This is a genomic window from Nocardioides segetis (assembly GCF_051390595.1).
In the GTDB taxonomy this organism is placed as follows: Bacteria; Actinomycetota; Actinomycetes; order Propionibacteriales; family Nocardioidaceae; genus Nocardioides.
This window is the reverse complement of sequence record NZ_JBNINR010000007.1, coordinates 179,423-197,471: the sequence shown is the minus strand read 5'-3', so window position 1 is coordinate 197,471 and position 18,049 is coordinate 179,423. Positions and strand designations below refer to the sequence as shown.

At 72.1% G+C, this 18,049-nt stretch carries 17 protein-coding genes, 1 tRNA gene and 1 rRNA gene; 10 read left to right on the top strand and 9 right to left on the bottom strand.

The window, feature by feature from the left end:
- Both rrf and ACPZVR_RS15345 read left to right on the top strand, forming a co-directional pair.
- Positions 1–74, top strand: a 5S ribosomal RNA gene (gene rrf, locus ACPZVR_RS15350); the annotation flags it as partial.
- A 313-nt stretch (positions 75–387) separates the two neighbouring features.
- Positions 388–1,104, top strand: coding sequence for a tetratricopeptide repeat protein (locus ACPZVR_RS15345; RefSeq protein WP_436700472.1), 717 nt, complete (start codon positions 388–390; stop codon positions 1,102–1,104).
- Between the two features lie 25 nt (positions 1,105–1,129).
- Here ACPZVR_RS15345 and ACPZVR_RS15340 read toward each other — a convergent pair whose 3' ends face one another.
- Positions 1,130–1,738 (bottom strand): hypothetical protein, encoded by a 609-nt coding sequence (locus ACPZVR_RS15340; RefSeq protein WP_436700471.1) that lies wholly within the window; start codon positions 1,736–1,738, stop codon positions 1,130–1,132.
- Between the two features lie 56 nt (positions 1,739–1,794).
- Here ACPZVR_RS15340 and ACPZVR_RS15335 point away from each other — a divergent pair, with 56 nt between their 5' ends.
- Together ACPZVR_RS15335 and ACPZVR_RS15330 are read left to right on the top strand one after the other, a co-directional pair.
- The gene (locus ACPZVR_RS15335; RefSeq protein WP_436700470.1) at positions 1,795–2,730 is read left to right on the top strand and encodes an alpha/beta fold hydrolase; all 936 of its coding nucleotides are present in this window, start codon (positions 1,795–1,797) and stop codon (positions 2,728–2,730) included.
- 192 nt (positions 2,731–2,922) lie between these two features.
- Positions 2,923–3,420, top strand: coding sequence for a DUF3145 domain-containing protein (locus tag ACPZVR_RS15330; RefSeq protein ID WP_436700469.1), 498 nt, complete (start codon positions 2,923–2,925; stop codon positions 3,418–3,420).
- A gap of 192 nt (positions 3,421–3,612) precedes the next feature.
- Here the strand turns inward: ACPZVR_RS15330 and ACPZVR_RS15325 are convergent, their stop codons facing one another.
- The 5 genes from ACPZVR_RS15325 to ACPZVR_RS15305 all read right to left on the bottom strand — a co-directional run bounded on the left by ACPZVR_RS15325 (position 3,613) and on the right by ACPZVR_RS15305 (position 8,463).
- Positions 3,613–4,863, bottom strand: a complete 1,251-nt coding sequence (locus ACPZVR_RS15325) for a beta-ketoacyl-[acyl-carrier-protein] synthase family protein (RefSeq protein WP_436700468.1) — start codon at positions 4,861–4,863, stop codon at positions 3,613–3,615.
- 40 nt (positions 4,864–4,903) lie between these two features.
- Positions 4,904–5,149 (bottom strand): acyl carrier protein, encoded by a 246-nt coding sequence (locus ACPZVR_RS15320; RefSeq protein ID WP_141799363.1) that lies wholly within the window; start codon positions 5,147–5,149, stop codon positions 4,904–4,906.
- A gap of 67 nt (positions 5,150–5,216) precedes the next feature.
- Positions 5,217–6,215, bottom strand: a complete 999-nt coding sequence (locus ACPZVR_RS15315) for a beta-ketoacyl-ACP synthase III (RefSeq protein WP_436700467.1) — start codon at positions 6,213–6,215, stop codon at positions 5,217–5,219.
- Positions 6,212–7,159: an ACP S-malonyltransferase gene (locus ACPZVR_RS15310; protein WP_436700466.1), complete on the bottom strand. Its 948-nt coding sequence runs from the start codon at positions 7,157–7,159 to the stop codon at positions 6,212–6,214. The genes ACPZVR_RS15315 and ACPZVR_RS15310 overlap by 4 nt, the downstream gene beginning before the upstream one ends.
- 122 nt (positions 7,160–7,281) lie before the next feature.
- Positions 7,282–8,463: a PucR family transcriptional regulator gene (locus ACPZVR_RS15305; protein WP_436700465.1), complete on the bottom strand. Its 1,182-nt coding sequence runs from the start codon at positions 8,461–8,463 to the stop codon at positions 7,282–7,284.
- A 135-nt stretch (positions 8,464–8,598) separates the two neighbouring features.
- Here ACPZVR_RS15305 and ACPZVR_RS15300 point away from each other — a divergent pair, with 135 nt between their 5' ends.
- Positions 8,599–9,588: an alpha/beta fold hydrolase gene (locus ACPZVR_RS15300; RefSeq protein WP_436700464.1), complete on the top strand. Its 990-nt coding sequence runs from the start codon at positions 8,599–8,601 to the stop codon at positions 9,586–9,588.
- A 7-nt stretch (positions 9,589–9,595) separates the two neighbouring features.
- Entirely contained in the window at positions 9,596–10,597 is a 1,002-nt protein-coding gene (locus ACPZVR_RS15295; RefSeq protein ID WP_436700463.1) for an SLC13 family permease, read from the top strand.
- A gap of 40 nt (positions 10,598–10,637) precedes the next feature.
- Here ACPZVR_RS15295 and aceE read toward each other — a convergent pair whose 3' ends face one another.
- Positions 10,638–13,466, bottom strand: a complete 2,829-nt coding sequence (aceE, locus tag ACPZVR_RS15290; RefSeq protein WP_436700462.1) for a pyruvate dehydrogenase (acetyl-transferring), homodimeric type — start codon at positions 13,464–13,466, stop codon at positions 10,638–10,640.
- Positions 13,467–13,628: 162 nt separating this feature from the next.
- Here aceE and ACPZVR_RS15285 point away from each other — a divergent pair, with 162 nt between their 5' ends.
- The 4 genes from ACPZVR_RS15285 to ACPZVR_RS15270 all read left to right on the top strand — a co-directional run bounded on the left by ACPZVR_RS15285 (position 13,629) and on the right by ACPZVR_RS15270 (position 16,676).
- On the top strand, positions 13,629–14,066 hold the full coding sequence (locus ACPZVR_RS15285; protein WP_436700461.1) for a DUF3052 domain-containing protein: 438 nt from the start codon (positions 13,629–13,631) through the stop codon (positions 14,064–14,066).
- Between the two features lie 22 nt (positions 14,067–14,088).
- Positions 14,089–15,768 carry an AMP-binding protein gene (locus ACPZVR_RS15280; RefSeq protein ID WP_436700460.1) on the top strand — a complete coding sequence of 560 codons (1,680 nt, stop codon included), beginning with the start codon at positions 14,089–14,091 and terminating at the stop codon, positions 15,766–15,768.
- Positions 15,765–16,265: a peroxiredoxin gene (locus ACPZVR_RS15275; protein ID WP_436700459.1), complete on the top strand. Its 501-nt coding sequence runs from the start codon at positions 15,765–15,767 to the stop codon at positions 16,263–16,265. Before ACPZVR_RS15280 ends, ACPZVR_RS15275 begins: the two co-directional genes overlap by 4 nt.
- Before the next feature lie 339 nt (positions 16,266–16,604).
- Positions 16,605–16,676 (top strand) — tRNA-Val (locus ACPZVR_RS15270).
- Here the strand turns inward: ACPZVR_RS15270 and ACPZVR_RS15265 are convergent.
- Both ACPZVR_RS15265 and ACPZVR_RS15260 read right to left on the bottom strand, forming a co-directional pair.
- Entirely contained in the window at positions 16,636–17,313 is a 678-nt protein-coding gene (locus ACPZVR_RS15265; RefSeq protein WP_436700474.1) for a TetR/AcrR family transcriptional regulator, read from the bottom strand. The two genes, ACPZVR_RS15270 and ACPZVR_RS15265, sit on opposite strands and share 41 nt — an antisense overlap.
- A complete protein-coding gene (locus tag ACPZVR_RS15260) occupies positions 17,310–17,831 on the bottom strand; it encodes an FBP domain-containing protein (protein ID WP_436700458.1) in 522 nt (173 codons plus the stop codon). The genes ACPZVR_RS15265 and ACPZVR_RS15260 overlap by 4 nt, the downstream gene beginning before the upstream one ends.
- Positions 17,832–18,049: the final 218 nt, after the last annotated feature.

Here is an 18,049-nt window from a genome sequence, read left to right as displayed (position 1 = left end):
ACCCGGAAGTTAAGCCTGCCAGCGCCGATGGTACTGCAACCGAGAGGATGTGGGAGAGTAGGACGCCGCCGGACAAACATTCAGGTAGGGGCCACCCAGCGGGTGGCCCCTACGCTGTTTTGCGCCTAGATTCCTCAATAGCGACCTCGACTCCCAGGAGACAACGTGGCAGACCAGCGTGGCCGTCGGGACGGCTCCGGAGCCCCTCGGAAGGGCGGCCCCCGCGAGGGCGGCGGGCCCCGGAAGGGCGGCGTCCCTCGCAAGGGCGCGAGCTCCCGCGGCGACGACCGCCGCTCGTCGGGCGACCGGAAGCCCGCGGGCCGGGGCGGCCGCCCGGGTTCCGAGCAGCGGCGCGGCCCCCGCGCGGAGTCGAGTCGCAGGCCGCGAGTGGAGCCGGCCGAGCGCACGGAGAAGCAGGCGGTCTACGACGGCCCGCCGCTGCCGGACGACGTCACGGGCTCCGAGCTGAGCCCCTCGGTGCGCGCCCATCTCAAGGGCCTACCGGAGAAGCTGGCCGCGCGGGTGGCGCGTCATATGGCCGCCGCGGGTCAGTTGGTCGACGACGACCCGGAGACCGCCTACCAGCACACGCTCGCGGCGAAGGCGCGTGCGCCGCGGATCGCGGTGGTCCGTGAGGCCGTCGGCGAGGCCGCCTACGCCGCCGGCCACTATGCCGAGGCGCTGTCGGAGCTGCGCGCGGCGAAGCGGATGAACGGCGCGACGGCGTACCTCCCGATCATGGCGGACTGTCACCGGGCGCTCGGCAACCCGACGCGCGCCCTCGAACTCGCCAAGAGCCCGTCCGTCGCGAAGTTCGCTCCCGCCGCCAAGGCGGAGATGACCCTGGTGGAGGCCGGCGCGCGTCGTGATCTCGGCCAATTCGACGCGGCGTTGCGGACCCTCGAGGTGGCGCCGCTCAACAGCAAGAGCAGGGAGTCGTGGGTCGTCCGTCTCCGCTACGCCTATGCAGACACGCTGGAGGAGGCCGGACGGCTCAACGATGCGTTGACGTGGTTCCACAAGACCAACGCGATCGACGCCGAGGAGATCACCGACGCCGCCGACCGTGCCGAGTCGCTCGAGAAGCGGGTCGAGCGCGACTGATCGTCGTGACCGACCGCTGGGCGGCTCAGGGGCGCGCGGCGATGGTCACGATCGCCTGCCGGTGGCCGGCGGGCTGGGTGTCCCAGCGGATGTCCTCGCGATAGGCGATCCGCACCCGGTCGACAACGGCGAGCGCCGCGGTGTCCGACTCGATCCGCACCACGATCGAGTCGCCGGCCACCAGCCGCTGTCCCTCCGGATCGACGAGGTCGCTGCAGAACTGGGCGGGCTGTGTGGTGACGCCGACGGTGCCGCGCCGACAGAGCAGCGGCGTGACCTCGAGGTCGACGTCGCTGGTCGTGTGGACCTTGACCCCCGAGATCCGCAGGGTGCGCCCGAACTCCCCGGAGGCGGCGAACATGCCGACGTACAGCGGCGTCCCCACCACGCCGTTGGCGTTGACGACCTTGTCGCTCACCGGCAGCTCCTCCGGTGTCGTGGCGTACCAGCCGAGCCAGGTCACGATGAGCGCGAGAGCGGCGGCGAGCAGTCCGATGCGCCACCCCCGGGACTGGAACGACGGTCGTGGGACCCGAGGGATGCTCAGCGCGCCCGAACGCGCGCGTGCGGGGCGCTCGGCGCGACGACGGCCCGGTGCGGGCGCGCCGCTGGGCGCGGATCCTGCGTCGGTCATGGCCGAAGCGTAGGACACGGCGAGGGTGAGGGGCGGTACCTGTCACACTCCTGCGCATGACGTTCCCGGCGCCGCGGATCGCGGAGCAGCCCAAGCGCCCGACCCTCGAGGGCAGCGTCGCCGTGCGCGACGGGCGGCGGCTCAGCTTCGCGGAGTACGGCTCCCCGCGCGGCCCCGCCATCGTGTGGATGCACGGAACGCCGGGCGCACGGCGGCAGATCCCCGTCGACGCCCGCGCGTACGCCGAGGAGGCCGGGGTGCGGATCATCGGGATCGACCGCCCGGGCATCGGCTCGTCCACGTCCCACCTCTACGAGAACGTGCTCGACTGGACCGCGGACCTCAGCCTGCTGCTCGATGCCCTGGCGGTCGACACGCTTCGCGTGATCGGACTCTCCGGCGGCGGTCCCTACGCGCTTGCCGCGGGCGCCGCCCTTCCGGACCGGGTGCGGGCCGTGGGCGTCCTCGGCGGCGTCGCGCCGACGCGCGGACCGGACGCCGCCGACGGTGGGATCATCCGGCTCGCGGTGCATGCCGCGCCCGTGTTGGCGGCGACCCGGGTCCCGCTGGGCGTGGCACTCACCGGAGCGATCCGTGCGGTGAAGCCGCTCGCCGGACCGGCGCTGGACCTGTATGCCGCGGTTCAGCCGCCGGGGGACCGGAGCCTGCTGGGCCGCCCGGAGTTCAAGGCGATGTTCCTCGACGACCTCCTCAACGGCAGCCGGTTCCAGACCTCGGCCCCGCTGGCGGACCTGCTGCTGTTCACCCGGGACTGGGGCTTCCGGCTCGCCGACGTCGGCGTGCCGGTGCGCTGGTGGCACGGCGACGACGATCACATCGTGCCGTTCGCGCACGGGCGGCACTGCGTCGAGCGGCTGCCGGACGCGACGCTGACCACCATCGACGGCGAGAGCCACCTCGGCGGACTCGGCATCGGGAGGGCCGTGCTGGCGGAGCTGCTCGCCGTGGGGAGTGGTCCTCGCGCGGTGTGAGGCCAGACACGCGCGCGGGGCGCTGGTGTCGGGGGTCCCCATACGTCACAATGGGAGCACAACAACACAGGTGTCACTCTGTCTGCGGTGCCCGCACACGCTCGCGACTCCGACACCTCCGTCGAGACCGCTGGGGAAGGCGTATCTCACGCCGGAGGTAGGAAGAAGCGAGGGTTCGTGGTGACCGGAAGCATGAGTGCAACCAGGGGCGTGTTCTACGTCCACTCCGCGCCGTCCGCGCTGTGCCCCCACATCGAGTGGGCCGTGGGCGGCGTCCTCGGCGTACCCGTCAACCCGGACTGGACGCCGCAGCCGGCCCAGTCCGGCACCTACCGGGCCGAGTTCTCCTGGACCGGTCGGGTGGGCGCGGCCTCCGAGATGGCGTCCGCGCTGCGTGGCTGGAACCACCTGCGGTTCGAGGTGACCGAGGAGCCGACCGCGTCCACCGAGGGCGCCCGGTTCTCCTACACGCCCGATCTCGGTGTGTTCCATGCCGTCATGGGTCTGCACGGCGACATCATGATCCCCGAGGATCGGCTCAAGGCCTCCGTGGTCCGTGCCGCGCTCGGCGAGGTGACCCTCGAGAACGAGATCGACAAGCTCCTCGGCAAGCCGTGGGACGACGAGCTGGAGACCTTCCGGTACGCCGGCGAGGGTGCCCCCGTCCGCTGGCTGCACCAGGTCGTCTGAACAGATCGTCCGGGCAGGTCGTCCGCGCACCGCTCCCGCAACACGAAAGCGCCCCGGCTCTGGCGAGCCGGGGCGCTTGTCGTCGGGGAGCGATCCGTCATCAGGACCGCTGGACGGGAGGTGTTCCAGCGGCCCTGGCCTGGGGAGCGCGAAGCCGCGCTGGGGACGGTCGCCCCGCCGGTCGAGCGGGTGTCAGGAGGGCGATCCGAAGACGACGGCGACGTTGGCGCCGCCAAAGCCGAACGAGTTGTTGATCGCGGCGATGTCGCCCAGCGGCAGGTCGCGGGGCTTGGTGGCGACGTCGAGCTCGACCTGCGGGTCCTGCTCGTCGAGGTTGATCGTCGGCGGGGCGGTGCGGTGGTGGATCGCGAGCACCGTCGCGACCGCCTCGAGCGCTCCGGCGCCCCCGAGCAGGTGACCGGTCATCGACTTCGTGGCCGAGACGACCAGATCGTCCGCCGCCGAGCCGAGCACGGCGTGGAGCATCAGGGACTCGGCGACGTCACCCTGCGGCGTCGAGGTCGCGTGCGCGTTGACGTGGGCGATGTCGCCGGCGGCGACGCCGGCGTCCTGGACGGCGGCGCGGATCGCGCGCGCGCCACCCCGGCCGGCCGGGTCGGGCTGGGCGATGTCGTGGGCGTCCGCGGTGATGCCGGTGCCGAGCACCTCGGCGTAGATCCGGGCGCCGCGCGCCTGAGCGTGCTCCAGCGACTCCAGGACCAGCGCGCCGGCCCCCTCGCCGAGGACGAAGCCGTCGCGACCGGTGTCGAAGGGACGCGAGACGGTGGTCGGGTCGCCGTCGTTCTTCGACAGCGCCATCATGTTGGCGAAAGCGGCGATCGGCAGCGGGTGGATCGCGGCCTCGGTGCCCCCGGCGATCGCGACGTCGACCCGGCCGAGCCGGATCTGGTCGGCCGCCAGGGAGACCGCCTCGTTGCCGGACGCGCACGCCGAGACCGGGGTGTTGACCGGGCCGCGGGCGCCGAGCTTGAGGCTGATCGTCGCCGCCGGCGCGTTGGCCATGAGCATCGGGACGGCGATCGGCGAGACCCGGCGCGGTCCCTTCTCGAGCAGGGTCGAGTGGTTGGACAGCAGCGTGTGCACGCCGCCGATGCCCGACGCGAAGGCGACGCCGAACCGGTCGCCGTCGAGGGCACCGGACTCCCCGGCGGCCTCCAGACCGGAGTCGGCCCACGCCTCGAGCGCCGCGACCAGCGCGAACTGCGAGGAGCGGTCCAGGCGACGAGCCACGACCCGGTCGAGGACCTCGGCCGGGTCGACGGCGGCCGTGGCGCCGATGGTCACCGGGAGACCGTCAGCCATGTCGCCGAGGGGACGGACCCCCGAGCGACCGGCGAGGAGGCCCTCCCAGGTGCTGGCGACATCGCCGCCGAGCGGGCTGGTGGTGCCCAGGCCGGTGACGACGACACGAGTGCGGGACATGGCTGTCGGTCTCCCTTGGTGAGTCAGTGGATCAGAATGATCAGGCGGCGCGGTTGCGCTCGATGTAGGCGACGGCGTCGCCGACGGTCTTGAGGTTCTTGACCTCGTCGTCGGGGATCGTGACGCCGAACTTCTCCTCGGCCTCGACGACGACCTCGACCATCGAGAGCGAGTCGACGTCCAGGTCGTCGCTGAACGACTTGTCGAGCTGCACGCTGTCGGCCGGGATGCCGGCGACCTCGTTGACGATCTCGGCGAGGGCGGCGCGGATCTCTTCGGTGCTCATTCTTCGTGTTCTCCCGTGGTTGATGGGTGGTGCTGGGTGGTGCGGACTCGTGAGCGGGCGGGGCCCGTCAGGGAAGGACGACGACCTGCGCGGCGTAGGCGAGGCCGGCGCCGAAGGCGATGAGCAGGGCGGTGTCGCCCGACTTCGCGTCGCCGTCGTCGATCATGCGCTGCAGGGCCATCGGGACCGACGCCGCCGAGGTGTTGCCGGCGTCGATGATGTCGCGGGCGATGCGGACCGTGTCGGGCAGCCGCAGGGCTCGCGCCATCGCGTCGGTGATCCGGTTGTTGGCCTGGTGGGGGATGAAGCAGTCGAGCTCGTCGACCGTGATGCCCGCGCGGTCCAGTGCCTGCTGGGCGACCTTGGCCATCCCGTAGGAGGCCCACCGGAAGACCTCGCTGCCCTTCATCGTGATCGCGGCCTCGCGGAGGTCGCCGGAGGCGACGACCTCCTTCCAGCCCTTGCGGGAGCGGATGTGGTCGTAGTGCTCGCCGTCCGAGCCCCACACGACCGGGCCGATGCCGGGCTGGTCGGCCGGCCCCACGACCACGGCGCCGGCGCCGTCGGCGAAGATGAAGGCCGAGCCCCGGTCCGTCGGGTCGGTGATGTCGGAGAGCTTCTCCACGCCGATCACGAGCACGTGGCGGGCGGTGCCGCCGCGCACCATGTCGTTGGCGAGGGCGACGCCATGGCAGAACCCGGCGCATGCGGCCGAGATGTCGAACGCCGCCGGCTGCGCCGCGCCGAGCTCGTGGGCGATCATGGCGGCTGCGGAGGGCAGCTGCATCAGGTGGCTGACGGTCGCGACGATGACCGCGTCGACCTGCTGCACGTCGATCCCGGCGCGCTCGATGGCGATCTTCGACGCCTCGACGGACATCGACACGACCGTCTCGGAGTCGCCGGCGATCCCGCGGGTGCGGATGCCGGAGCGCTGCTGGATCCACTCGTCGCTGGAGTCGATCGCGTCGACGATCTCCGCGTTGGGGACCACGCGCACGGGTCGGTAGGCACCGACGCCGAGGATCGCGGCGTGCGTGGAGGTGGACTCGACCTGGAGGCTCATGCCGGCACGACCTCGGGGCGGGTGGCGACCGCGTGCCGCTCACAGAAGGCGCGTGCCTCGTCGAGCTGCTCGGGGCCGGCGAGGGCGAAGGTCTCGACGCCCGGCTCGCGCCCGCGGAAGTAGCGCTTGGCGATGCCGGTCAGCGTGCCCGACGGGGGCAGTTCCAGCAGGCCGGTGACGCCCAGGCCAGCCATCGTCTCCAGGCACAGGTCCCAGCGCACCGGGCGGGCTATCTGGCCGACGATCCGGTCCAGCGTGTCGCGGCCCTCGCGCACGGTGGAGCCGTCGGAGTTGGTGATGAACGGGGTGTGCGCGTCGGTGACCGCGACCGACCGGGCCAGGCCGGTCACATGATCGACGGCGGGCGCCATGTGGGGGGAGTGGAAGGCCCCGGCGACCGACAGCGAGCGCAGCCGGGCACCCTGAGGAGCGTTGTCGGCGAACGCGGCCAGCTGCTCGGTCGTGCCGGCGGCGACGATCTGGCCCGGCCCGTTGTCGTTGGCGGCGGTGAGGCCCTGGCCGGCGATCGCGGCGAGGACCTCGTCCCGGTCGCCGCCGAGGACGGCGGTCATGCCGGTGGGGGTGACGGCCGCCGCGTCGGCCATCGCATTGCCGCGCTCCCTGACCAGGACCATGGCCTGCTCGGCGGTGAGGACCCCGGCGCCGACGGCGGCCGTGATCTCGCCGACGCTGTGACCGGCCACCGCGTCCGCGCTCGCGTCGAGCTGTCGGGCGGCGACGAGGCCGGCGGCGACCAGGAGGGGCTGCGCGATCTTCGTGTCGCGGATGGTCTCCTCGTCGGCGGCGGTGCCGTAGTGCGCCAGGTCCAACCCGGAGACGGCGGAGAGCCAGTCGATGTAGGCCGCGACGGTCGGGTCCTCCAGCCACGGGGAGAGGAAGCCTGGGGTCTGCGCGCCTTGTCCGGGGGCCACGATCACGAGCACCCCACCAGCCTGCCGCTCGGGTGGTGAGGACCGCGCCTGCACCGTCCACGAACTTGGCGGCCGGACCTTGTGGGAGTCCTACAAGGCGGCCGTTGCCGCTGCGCGGACCGCGCGGAGGGCGGTCAGCCGGCCTGTCGGCCCAGCACGAGGGCGAGTTGGAGCGTCAGCGCGTCGCGGGGGACCGAGGGAGTGAGTCCCGTGAGGTCCGCGATCTGGCCGAGCCGGTAGCGCACGGTGTTGGCGTGCACGAACAACGAGCGGGCGGTCGCCTCGATCCCCCCGCCGTTCGCGAAGTACGCCACGAGGGTCTCGACGAGCTCGCCGCGGGAGTCGTCGAGGGGGCGGTAGACGTCGACGACGGCTTCGAGGCGAGCACGGTCGTCGCCGGCGAGGATCCGCTCGGGGAGCAGGTCGTGGGCCGAGACCGGACGGGGTGCGTCCGGCCAGCCCACGGCCGCGCGCAGCGCGTCGAGCGCGACCCGGGCCGACAGGTGGGCATGGGCGAGGTCGGCCGCGGTCGGGCCGACGACCACCGCGCCCTCGCCGAAGAGGTGCGCGACGGAGCCGGCGTCCTTCTCGAGCTGGTCGACGCCGCCGAGGATGACGACCAGCAGGTGGCCCTGGACCGCGCTCAGCGCATCCAGACCGCGCTCCCGCGCGGCCCGGCGGACCTCCTCGAAGACACCGGTGGTGGCGCCGGACGCCTCGGGCGGAGCGGTGCCGACGACCACGGCCACCTCGCCGCGGGAGGACCAGCCGACCGCGCTGGCGCGGGAGAGGACGGCCTCGTCGGTCTCGGCGCGCAGGACCGCGTCGACGGCGAGCGCCTCGAGGCGCGCGTCCCAGCGGCCCCGGACCTCGGCCGCGCGTGCGTACACCTCGGCCGTCGCGAAGGCGACCTCACGGCCGTAGCGCAGGACGGCGGCGTGCACGTCCGGCAGCACCTCGGGGTCGAGCAGTCGCTCGATGTTCGCCTCGACCTCGTCGATGGTCAGCTTGATCAGCTCGACGGTCTGGTGCAGGTCGACCGTCCCGGCCATGGCGCGGGGCGCGGCACCGAAGACCTGGCCGACCAGGGCATGGTCCCCGGGGTCGGCCCCTCCGCCGTCGGCGAACCAGTCGACGAAGCCCCGCACACCGGCCTGGACGATCATCCCGACGTACGAGCGCTCCTCGGCGCTCAGGTCGCGGAACCACGGCAGGTCGGCGTCCATGCGCGACGTCGCCGCCGTGCTCAGCGAGCCGCTGGCCGCACGCAGCTGCCGGGTGGCCTCGGCCCGCTGCGCCGAACCGGTGGGGGACATGACGCCAGCCTATTGCGCCGCCCTCCGGGCCCGCGGCGGAGGCAGGGGTGTCGACCCGGACGACCGGCATGGTTGAATCGTGCACCACCGCTAGCAGGAGCAAGCACCTGCTAGCCGATGCGGAGGGAGCGGGCGATGTCGCTGGGGGACGACGACGTCCAGTACGTCACGCTGCACGGCAAGCGGCGGGCCTTCGTCCGTCGGGGCAGCGGTCCTGCCGTGCTGTTGCTGCACGGCCTCGCGTGCGACCACACCACCTGGGCTCCGGTGATCGACGAGCTCGCGGCGCGCTACACGGTGATCGCACCGGACCTGCTCGGGCACGGACTCTCCGACAAGCCCCGGGCCGACTACACGCTCGGCGGCTACGCCAACGGCATGCGCGACCTGCTCACGGTGCTCGGCATCGACAAGGTCACCGTGGTCGGGCACAGCTTCGGCGGCGGTGTCGCGATGCAGTTCGCCTACCAGTTCCCCGAGCGCACCCAGCGCGTGATGCTCGTGTCCACCGGCGGCCTCGGCGCCGAGGTCACGCCGCTGATCAAGCTGATCCAGGTGCCGGGCTGGTTCCGGGCGGTCGGCCTGCTGACCCTGCCGGGCATCCGGCACGCGGAGACTCTCGCGCTGCGCGCCGCGGCGCAGTACGGCGATCGCGGACCCCTGCGCAAGTACACCCGTGATCTCGACGAGATCGCCGCCATCGTCGAGTCGTGGAAGGACCGGCGGACCCGCTACGCCATCCGGCACCTCGTCCGGGCCGTCATCGACTGGCGCGGCCAGATCGTGACCATGTCGGACCGCGCCTACCTGAGCGAGGCCATGCCGATGGCGGTGCTGTGGGGGGCCGAGGACCAGGTGATCCCGGTCGCGCACGCCGAGCACGCCCGGGCGCTGGCCCCCGACGTGCGCGTCGACGTCCTCGCCGACGCCGGCCACTTCCCGCACAAGGACCACCCTCACGAGTTCGTGCGACTGCTCGACGACTTCATCGCCACGACCGAGCCCGCGTCGTACAACCGGGCGCGGTTCCGGCGGATGCTCAAGGCCGGCGCCACGGCACCCCTCGGCCCCTTGGCCGCCGTCGCCGCGGCCGAGGCCCGCGACGACGCGGTCGCCCCCGCCTGACCCCTCCGTGGTCACCACCCTGACGAGCGTCTTCTGCCTGCTCGCGGTCGTGCGGGCGCTGGACCGCGTGCACTTCTTCGGCGCGGTGGCCGAGCGCATCGTCGAGCTGCTGCGCACCCGTCGCTCGCTGGTGCTGGGCCTGGTGCTCCTGACGCTCCTCGCGTCGATGCTGATCACCAACGACATGGCGCTGCTCACCCTGCTGCCGCTCACGGCCGTGACGCTGCGTGCGACGGGCAACGACGACCTGCTGGCGTACGTGTTCGTCATGGAGACCGTGGCGGCGAACCTCGGCGGCATGATCACGCCCTTCGGCAGCCCGCAGAACCTCTACCTCTACCAGCACTACGCCCTCGGGATCGGTGACTTCCTGCGGATCATGGCGCTGCCCTTCGCCACGTCGGTCGTGCTGATCGTGCTCGCCTGCCTACCGGTACGCCGCACCCCGCACGAGCCGGTCGCGTTCCCGCACCGGATGGCGGTGCGGCGGAGCCTGCTCTACCTCGGGCTGTTCGCGGTGACCGTCGCGATCGTGCTCCGGGTGCTGCCGTGGTGGGCCGGTGTCGGCGTCGTCGCCGTGCTGCTCGTCGCCGACCGATCGGCCCTGCTGCAGGTCGACTACGTCCTGCTGGGGGTGCTCGCGCTCTTCTTCGTGGTCGCCGAGGCCCTGGCTCGGGTGCCGGACGTCGCCGCGGCCCTGGGCGACCTGCTCGCTCACGATCCGCTGCTGGTCAGCGCGCTGGCCAGTCAGGTGCTGTCGAACGTCCCGACGGCCGTGCTCGCGGCACCGTTCACGACCGAGCACGCGCAACTCCTGGTCGGCGTCAACGTCGGCGGGGTCGGGACGATCGTCGCGTCGCTGGCCAGCCTCATCGCGCTGCGCCAGTACGCGGCGCTGCGACCGGGGGAGACGGGTGCGTTCCTGCGTGTCTTCACGCTCGTCAACGTCGTCTTCCTGGTCGTCCTGCTGGTGACGACGCGAGGGGCGGTCGCAGCCGGATGGCTGTGACCGCCCCTCGTCGATCGTCGGGCGCGCTCGGCGAGCGATGTCAGGCGTCGCCGCCCTCCTGCGTCACGCCGGACACGGCGGTGGGGTCGTCGATGCGGTAGCGCTCGGCGGCCTCCTTGACCCGCGCGGGGTCGATCTCGCCCGCGTCGGCGAGCGCGGCGAGCGCCCGAACCACGACCGACTGCGCGTCGACCTGGAAGAACCGACGCGCGGCCGGGCGGGTGTCGGCGAACCCGAAGCCGTCGGCGCCGAGGACGTGGTAGTCGGCGGGGACCCACTGCGCGATCTGCAACGGAACGGCGGTCATGTAGTCCGAGACCGCCACGACCGGCGCCTGGGCGGCGTCGCCGGTGGCCAGCACCTCGGTGACGTACGGCGTCCGGTGGGCCTCGCCGGGGTGGAGGAGGTTCCACTTCTCGCTCGCGACGCCGTCGCGGGCGAGCTCGTTCCACGACGTCACCGACCAGGTCTCGGCGCGCACCCCCCAGTCCTCGGCCAGGATCCGCTTGGCGTCGTCGATCCACGGGAATCCGACGCCCGAGGCGAGCAGCCGCACGGTCGGCCCGCTGTCGGGGCCGCCGTTCGCGTCACTGACGCGGTACATGCCCTTGAGGAGCCCGGCGACGTCGAGCCCCTCGGGCTCCGCCGGCTGCGTGACCGGCTCGTTGTAGACCGTGATGTAGTAGATGACGTCCTCGCCGCGAGGGTGCTCGGCGCTGGCGCCGTACATCCGCTCGAGACCGGCCCGCATCACATGGGCGACCTCGTAGCCGAACGCCGGGTCGTAGTGGACGACCGCGGGGTTCGTCGCGGCGAGCAGCGGGGAGTGGCCGTCGGCGTGCTGCAGACCCTCGCCGGTCAGCGTCGTCCGGCCGGCGGTGGCGCCGATGAGGAAGCCGCGCGCGAGCTGGTCGGCCATCGCCCAGATGGAGTCGCCGGTGCGCTGGAAGCCGAACATCGAGTAGAAGATGTAGAACGGGATCATCGGCTCGCCGTGCGTGGTGTAGGACGAGCCGGCCGCGGTCGCCGACGCCATCGCGCCGGCCTCGGAGATGCCCTCGTGGAGCATCTGGCCCTGCGCGGACATCTTGTACTGCAGCAGCATGTTGCGGTCGACGGACTCGAACTGCTGGCCGTGCGGGTCGTAGACCTTCGCCGAGGGGAACATCGCGTCCATGCCGAAGGTGCGGTACTCGTCGGGCGCGATCGGCACGATCCGCTGCCCGATGCCGGGGTCCTTCATCCAGTCCTTGAGCAGGCGGACGGCGGCCATCGTGGTCGCCACCTTGTTGCTGCCGGCCCCCTTGCGCAGCTCGGCGTACACGCTGTCGCCCGGCAGGGTGAGCATCGTCGAGCGGTCGACGCGGCGCGGGATCGACCCGCCGAGCTGGCGGCGCCGCTCCAGCATGTACTCGATCTCGGGGGAGTCCGCGCCCGGGTGGAAGAACGGCGCGGCGCCCGTCGCCTCGTACGCAGACTCGAGGTCCCGGTCGCTGATCGGCAGGTAGAGCCGGTCGCGGAACTTCTTGAGGTCGTCCTGCGTCAGCTTCTTCATCTGGTGGGTGGCGTTCTTGCCCTCGAGGGCGTCGATCGTCCAGCCCTTCACGGTGTGCGCCAGGATCACCGTCGGCTGACCGACGTGCTTGGTGGCGGCATCGAACGCGGCGTAGACCTTGCGGTAGTCGTGACCGCCGCGGGGCAGCTTCTCGATCTGGCGGTCGGTCATGTGCTCGACCATCGCCCGCAGCCGCGGGTCCGGACCGAAGAAGTGCTCGCGGTTGTAGGCACCGCTCTCGACGGAGAACGTCTGGAAGGCGCCGTCCGGGGTGGAGTTCATCTGGTTGACCAGGACGCCGTCGACGTCGCGCGCGAGCAGCGCGTCCCACTCGCGGCCCCAGATCACCTTGATGACGTTCCAGCCCGCTCCGCGGAAGTTCGCCTCGAGCTCCTGGATGATCTTGCCGTTGCCCGTGACCGGCCCGTCGAGCTGCTGCAGGTTGCAGTTGACGACCCAGGTCAGGTTGTCGAGCTCCTCGCGGGCCGCGATCCGGATGGCGCCCAGCGACTCCGGCTCGGCCATCTCGCCGTCGCCGAGGAAGGCCCACACGTGCTGCTGGGTGGTGTCCTTGATGCCCCGGTTGTGCAGGTAGCGGTTGAACCGCGCCTGGTAGATCGAGTTGATGCCGGTCAGGCCCATCGAGACCGTGGGGAACTCCCAGAAGTCCGGCATCAGCCGGGGGTGGGGGTACGACGGGAGGCCGGCGCCCTTGCCGTGCTGGACCTCCTGGCGGAACCGGAACAGCTGGTCCTCGCTCAGCCGGCCCTCGAGGAAGGCCCGGGCGTAGATGCCCGGGGAGGCGTGGCCCTGGATGAACAGCTGGTCGCCGCCGCCCGGGTGGTCCTTGCCGCGGAAGAAGTGGTTGAAGCCGACCTCGTAGAGACTGGCGCTGGACTGGTAGGTAGCGATGTGACCGCCGACCTCCAGGCCCTTGCGGTTGGCGCTCGAGACCATGACCGCGGCGTTCCAGCGGATGAACGCACGGATCCGGCGCTCGACGTCCTCGTCGCCCGGGAACCACGGCTCGCGCTCGGGCGGGATGGTGTTGATGTAGTCCGTGCTGCGCAGTGCCGGCACCCCGACCTGGGCCTCGCGGGCCCGCTCCAGGAGACGCAGCATGACGTAGCGGGCGCGCTCGCGACCGCGCTCGTCGACCAGCGCGTTGAAGGAGTCGATCCAGTCCTGGGTCTCGTCGGGGTCGATGTCGGGCAGCTGGGTCGGCAGTCCCTCGTGGATGACCGAGGGAGTCGACGCCGCGCGCACGGCCGGGGTGGGGCCGTTGGAGGGGGTGTCGGAGGTCACGTGTCCCATCGTTGCACCTCGTCGGTGGGCAGAAAATCTACCCGTGGGTACGGGAACCGGGCCGTTCTGCGGGCGAGAGGGTTGCGCCGCGCCCCCCGACTCCGCTGGACTACTCCCCAACCCGCACGCAGCGGGACGTTCGTCGTACCCGAAACCCTGGAGGACAACACCGTGACTTCGACCGCCACCGGCGGCACCAGCGCATCCGGCCCGACCGGACCCGCCGAGAGGATGGGCCTCAAGCAGGGGCAGGTGGTCCAGGAGCTCGGCTGGGACAACGACACCGACGACGAACTGCGCGTCGCGATCGAGGACGCCATCGACGGCGACCTCGTCGACGGCGACTACGGCAATGTCGTCGACGCCGTCCTGCTGTGGTGGCGCAACGACGACGGCGACCTGGTCGACGGCCTCGTCGACGCCCTCACCGACCTCGTCGGCGGCGGCGTGATCTGGCTGCTGACCCCCAAGATCGGACGGCCCGGCGCGGTCGACGCGGCCGACATCGCCGAGGCGGCGCCGATCGCCGGACTGTCCCAGACCACCGCCGCGGCCGTCAGCAAGGACTGGGCGGCGACCCGACTGGTGGCGCCGAAGTCGATCAGCTGACCCGGTGGGCTTCAATAGGGGCATGGGCAAGCTCGCGAACCGGCTCTCCGGTCGGGTCAAGGACGCCGGCACCAGCCTCAAGATCCTGACCGAGTCCGGGATCGTCCGGCCGTACTCGCCGCTGGTGCTCGCCGGCATGGCGAACGCGCTGCGCCAGTGGAGCACCACGCCCGCGGGCGGGTTCAAGACCATCGCGCTGCGGATGCCGACGCGGACCGCGATCATCGACGAGCGCGGCGCGCTCACCTTCGGCGAGCTGCAGTCGCGCACCAACGCCCTCGCGCACGGCCTGCGCGAGCGCGGCGTGCGTCCTGGCGACGGCGTGGCCGTGATGTGCCGCAACCACCGCGGATTCATCGAGGCGTCCATCGCGATCAGCAAGCTCGGTGCCGACGTCCTCTACCTCAACACCGCGTTCGCCGGGCCGCAGCTGGCCGACGTGATCGCCCGCGAGAAGCCGCGCGTCGTGGTCCACGACGAGGAGTTCACCGGACTGCTCGCCGACGCCGACATCGCGGACCGGGTGCTGGGCTGGACCGACGGCGCGCCCGGCGACGACAGCCTCGAGGGGCTGATCCGCGCCGGACTGGCCGCGGGGCGCACCGAGGACCTCGCGCCGCCGGCCACCAAGGGCCGGACCATCATCTTGACCTCGGGCACGACCGGTACGCCGAAGGGGGCTCCGCGCCCCCAGGGTGGCCTGCCAGCGGCGATCTCGCTGCTGTCGCGGATGCCGCTCAAGAGCGGCTGGAAGTGCCACGTGGCCGCCCCGCTGTTCCACACCTGGGGATTCGCCCACTACCAGCTCGCGATGATGCTCGGCACCACGCTCGTGCTGACCCGCCGGTTCGATCCCGAGGACGCGCTGCGGATCCTCCACGAGGAGCAGTGCGACTCCTTCGCCGTCATCCCGGTGATGCTCCAGCGCATCCTGGCCCTGCCCGCCGAGGTGCTCGACCGCTATCCGCTGCCGCACCTCAAGGCGGTGGCGTCGTCCGGCTCCGCGCTGCCCGGCGACCTGCCGACGCAGTGGATGGACCGCTTCGGCGACAACCTCTACTCCATCTACGGCTCCACCGAGGTCGCCTGGGCCTCGATCGCCTCCCCACGGGACCTCCGCGAGGCGCCGGGCTGTGCCGGGCGGCTCCCGCACCAGACCGTCGTCCGGATCCTCGACGCCGACGGCAGGGAGCTGCCGGTGGGGGAGTCCGGACGGATCTTCGTCGGCAACAGCCTGCAGATCGAGGGCTACACCGGCGGGGGAGGCAAGGAGATGATCGACGGGCTCATGTCGTCCGGCGACGTCGGCCGCTTCGACGCCGAGGGGCGGCTCTACGTCGAGGGCCGTGACGACGAGATGATCGTCTCCGGTGGCGAGAACGTCTTCCCCAAGGAGGTCGAGGACTGCCTGGCCGCCCACGAGCGGGTCGCCGAGGTCGCCGCCATCGGCATCGACGACCCCGACTTCGGCAAGCGGCTGCGCGCCTTCGTGGTCCGCGTGCCCGAGACCGAGCCGGTGTCCGCCGAGGAGCTCAAGGACCTCGTCAAGCAGAACCTGGCCCGGTTCAAGGTGCCGCGCGAGATCGTCTTCCTCGACGAGCTGCCGCGCAACGCGACAGGCAAGGTCCTCAAGCGCGAGCTCGCCGAGCTCGACCCGACCGCGGACGCCGCGCGCACCGACGCGCCCGAGGCCACCGCGTGAGGCCGGACGTCGCAGGCCCCGCCAGCGCCGCGAGCGGGATCGAGATCGGCGGCCTCGCCCCCGACTTCACGCTGCGCGACCAGTTCGGGCAGGACATCACGCTGTCGTCGTACCGCGGGGCGAAGGCGGTGGCACTCATGTTCTACCCGTTCGCCTTCAGCGGCGTGTGCAGCGGGGAGATGCACGGCATCCGCACCCGGCTCGACGAGTTCTTGACCTTCGACACGGAGGTGCTGGCCATCTCCTGCGACCCGGTCTACGCGCTGCGCGCCTTCAGCGACGCCGACGGCCTGAACTTCGGGCTGCTCAGCGACTTCTGGCCGCACGGCGAGGTCGCACGGGCCTACGGCGTCTTCGACGAGCGGGGCGGCAGCCCGGAGCGGTCGTCGTACGTCATCGACAAGGCCGGCCGGCTGACCTGGGCCGTGCACAACCCGAAGCCCGCCGCCCGCAGCGCCGACGACCTGCTCGAGGCCCTGCGCGCGGCGGCGGGTTAGGCCGTTCGGCCCGTCCGTCTAGTCAGTTTGGGTCATTTTTCAACTATTTCCGCGCAACCAGTTGGATGGACCGGATCCGGCCGCTAATCTTCTACGTGTTGAACCGCTGGTGACCCGAGACGCCAGCGGTTCAGCCTTTTTTGGGCCGAGCGTGTCGCCGATCGGGTGGCACCGCACGGTCACTCGCTTCGCTCGGACCGCGGGCGCCCACCCGATGCGCTGCGCGCGGGCGCCACGCTGCCGGCCGATGCGCTGCGCGCGGGCGCCACGCTGCCGGCCGGGATGCTCGCTGGTCGTTTCGGCGGTGGGCCGCGGCTTCGGTACGCTGTCCCGGCTTCGGGGCGTATAGCTCAGCGGTAGAGCCCCTCGCTTACAACGAGGTGGTCGGGGGTTCGATCCCCTCTGCGCCCACCGATGGTGCCGTCCCGTCCGCGCCGGCGGGCGCGGCCGGGCGCGCGGTCTCGGCGTCGATGGCCGACCGCATGACGGCGGCCACCGGTGCTGGCGGGGCGCCGTGGATCCGGGTCGTCCCGGCGAGGCCGACGCCGAGCATCAGCAGGCGGCCGGCGGCATGGTGCGCCTGGCTCGGGTCGGGGTGCAGGGGAGCCAGGACCGCGGCCAGGACGTCGGTGAGGCGGGCAAGCGTCTCCAGGTAGCTGGCGCCGACGAGCGGGCGCAGCTGAGCGTGCGCGCCCGCCTCGGCCCACCGTGCGAGAGCGGTGCCGTCGCTCGGCAGGTCGTCCAGGAGGGGGGCGTCGTCCTGGCCCTCGCTCAGCAGGTCGGCGAAGAACAGGGTGACGGCGGTACGCGGATCGCGCCCGGCGATGTCGGCGCCGTACGACTCGATCTCCGCCCGCGCGTACTGGCCCCACGCCTCCGCGGCCAGCTCGTCGGTCGAGGCGAAGTGGTGGTGGATCTGGCCGGGGGAGCCCCCCAGCTCCTCGGCGACCACGCGGGCGGTCACCGCTCCCAGGCCGTCGCGGGCCACGACGGCGGCCGCCGCCGTCACGATCGAGCGGCGTCGCTCGGCGCGGGCGAGGTAGCTCATCGGCCCGGCCGCCGGGCCACGGTCGCGTCGGGCACCGAGCGCAGGAAGTCCGCCGTACGCGCCCGCAGTCCGCTGCGGCGGGCCTCGATGACCTGCTCGGCGGGCGGGTCGTGCGGTCCGGTCGTCGGGGTGCGGTGGACGTTGCGGACGCAGTCCAGGTCAGTGCACAACAGCAGTCCCACGGCGCTCAGCCGCCGACGCTTGTCGGTGGAGGCTCGGGGCGCGGTGAAGAGCGAGACCTCGTTGAACCTGCGGGTGAACCGGCACAGATCGCACATTACTGCGCGAGAGGCGAGCGCGGCCTGGTTGGGGTTCTGGCGCAGGAGCACGCCCTGGGCCTCACCGTCGACGTCTGCGACCAGGTAGGCACGTTGCTGTGCACGGGTGTCGCGCCACGCGAGGTAGTCGATCCGGTCCCACCGGGTGTCGTCGAACCAGGCGGGCAGGCGGACCTTCGCCGTCGTGGGATACAGGTTCACAATGCAGCCGCGCACCTCGTCGCGGGTCAGGGGGCGCATCGGGGTGCCTCTCGTCGGAAGTTGTACATGGATACAAATTGTATCAGTGTCCAAGTCTGACGACCCGCCTGCCGCGTCGGGTGGCGCACACGGCCCTGCGCATCCGCCGGCCCTCCACGGCCTCTGTGAAGGTGCGCGCACCGAGCGCACACACCGGGAGTGGGGCGCTGCTGTGACCCTCACGCGGGACGGCGGCAGGTACCGGCCGGCCCGTCTGC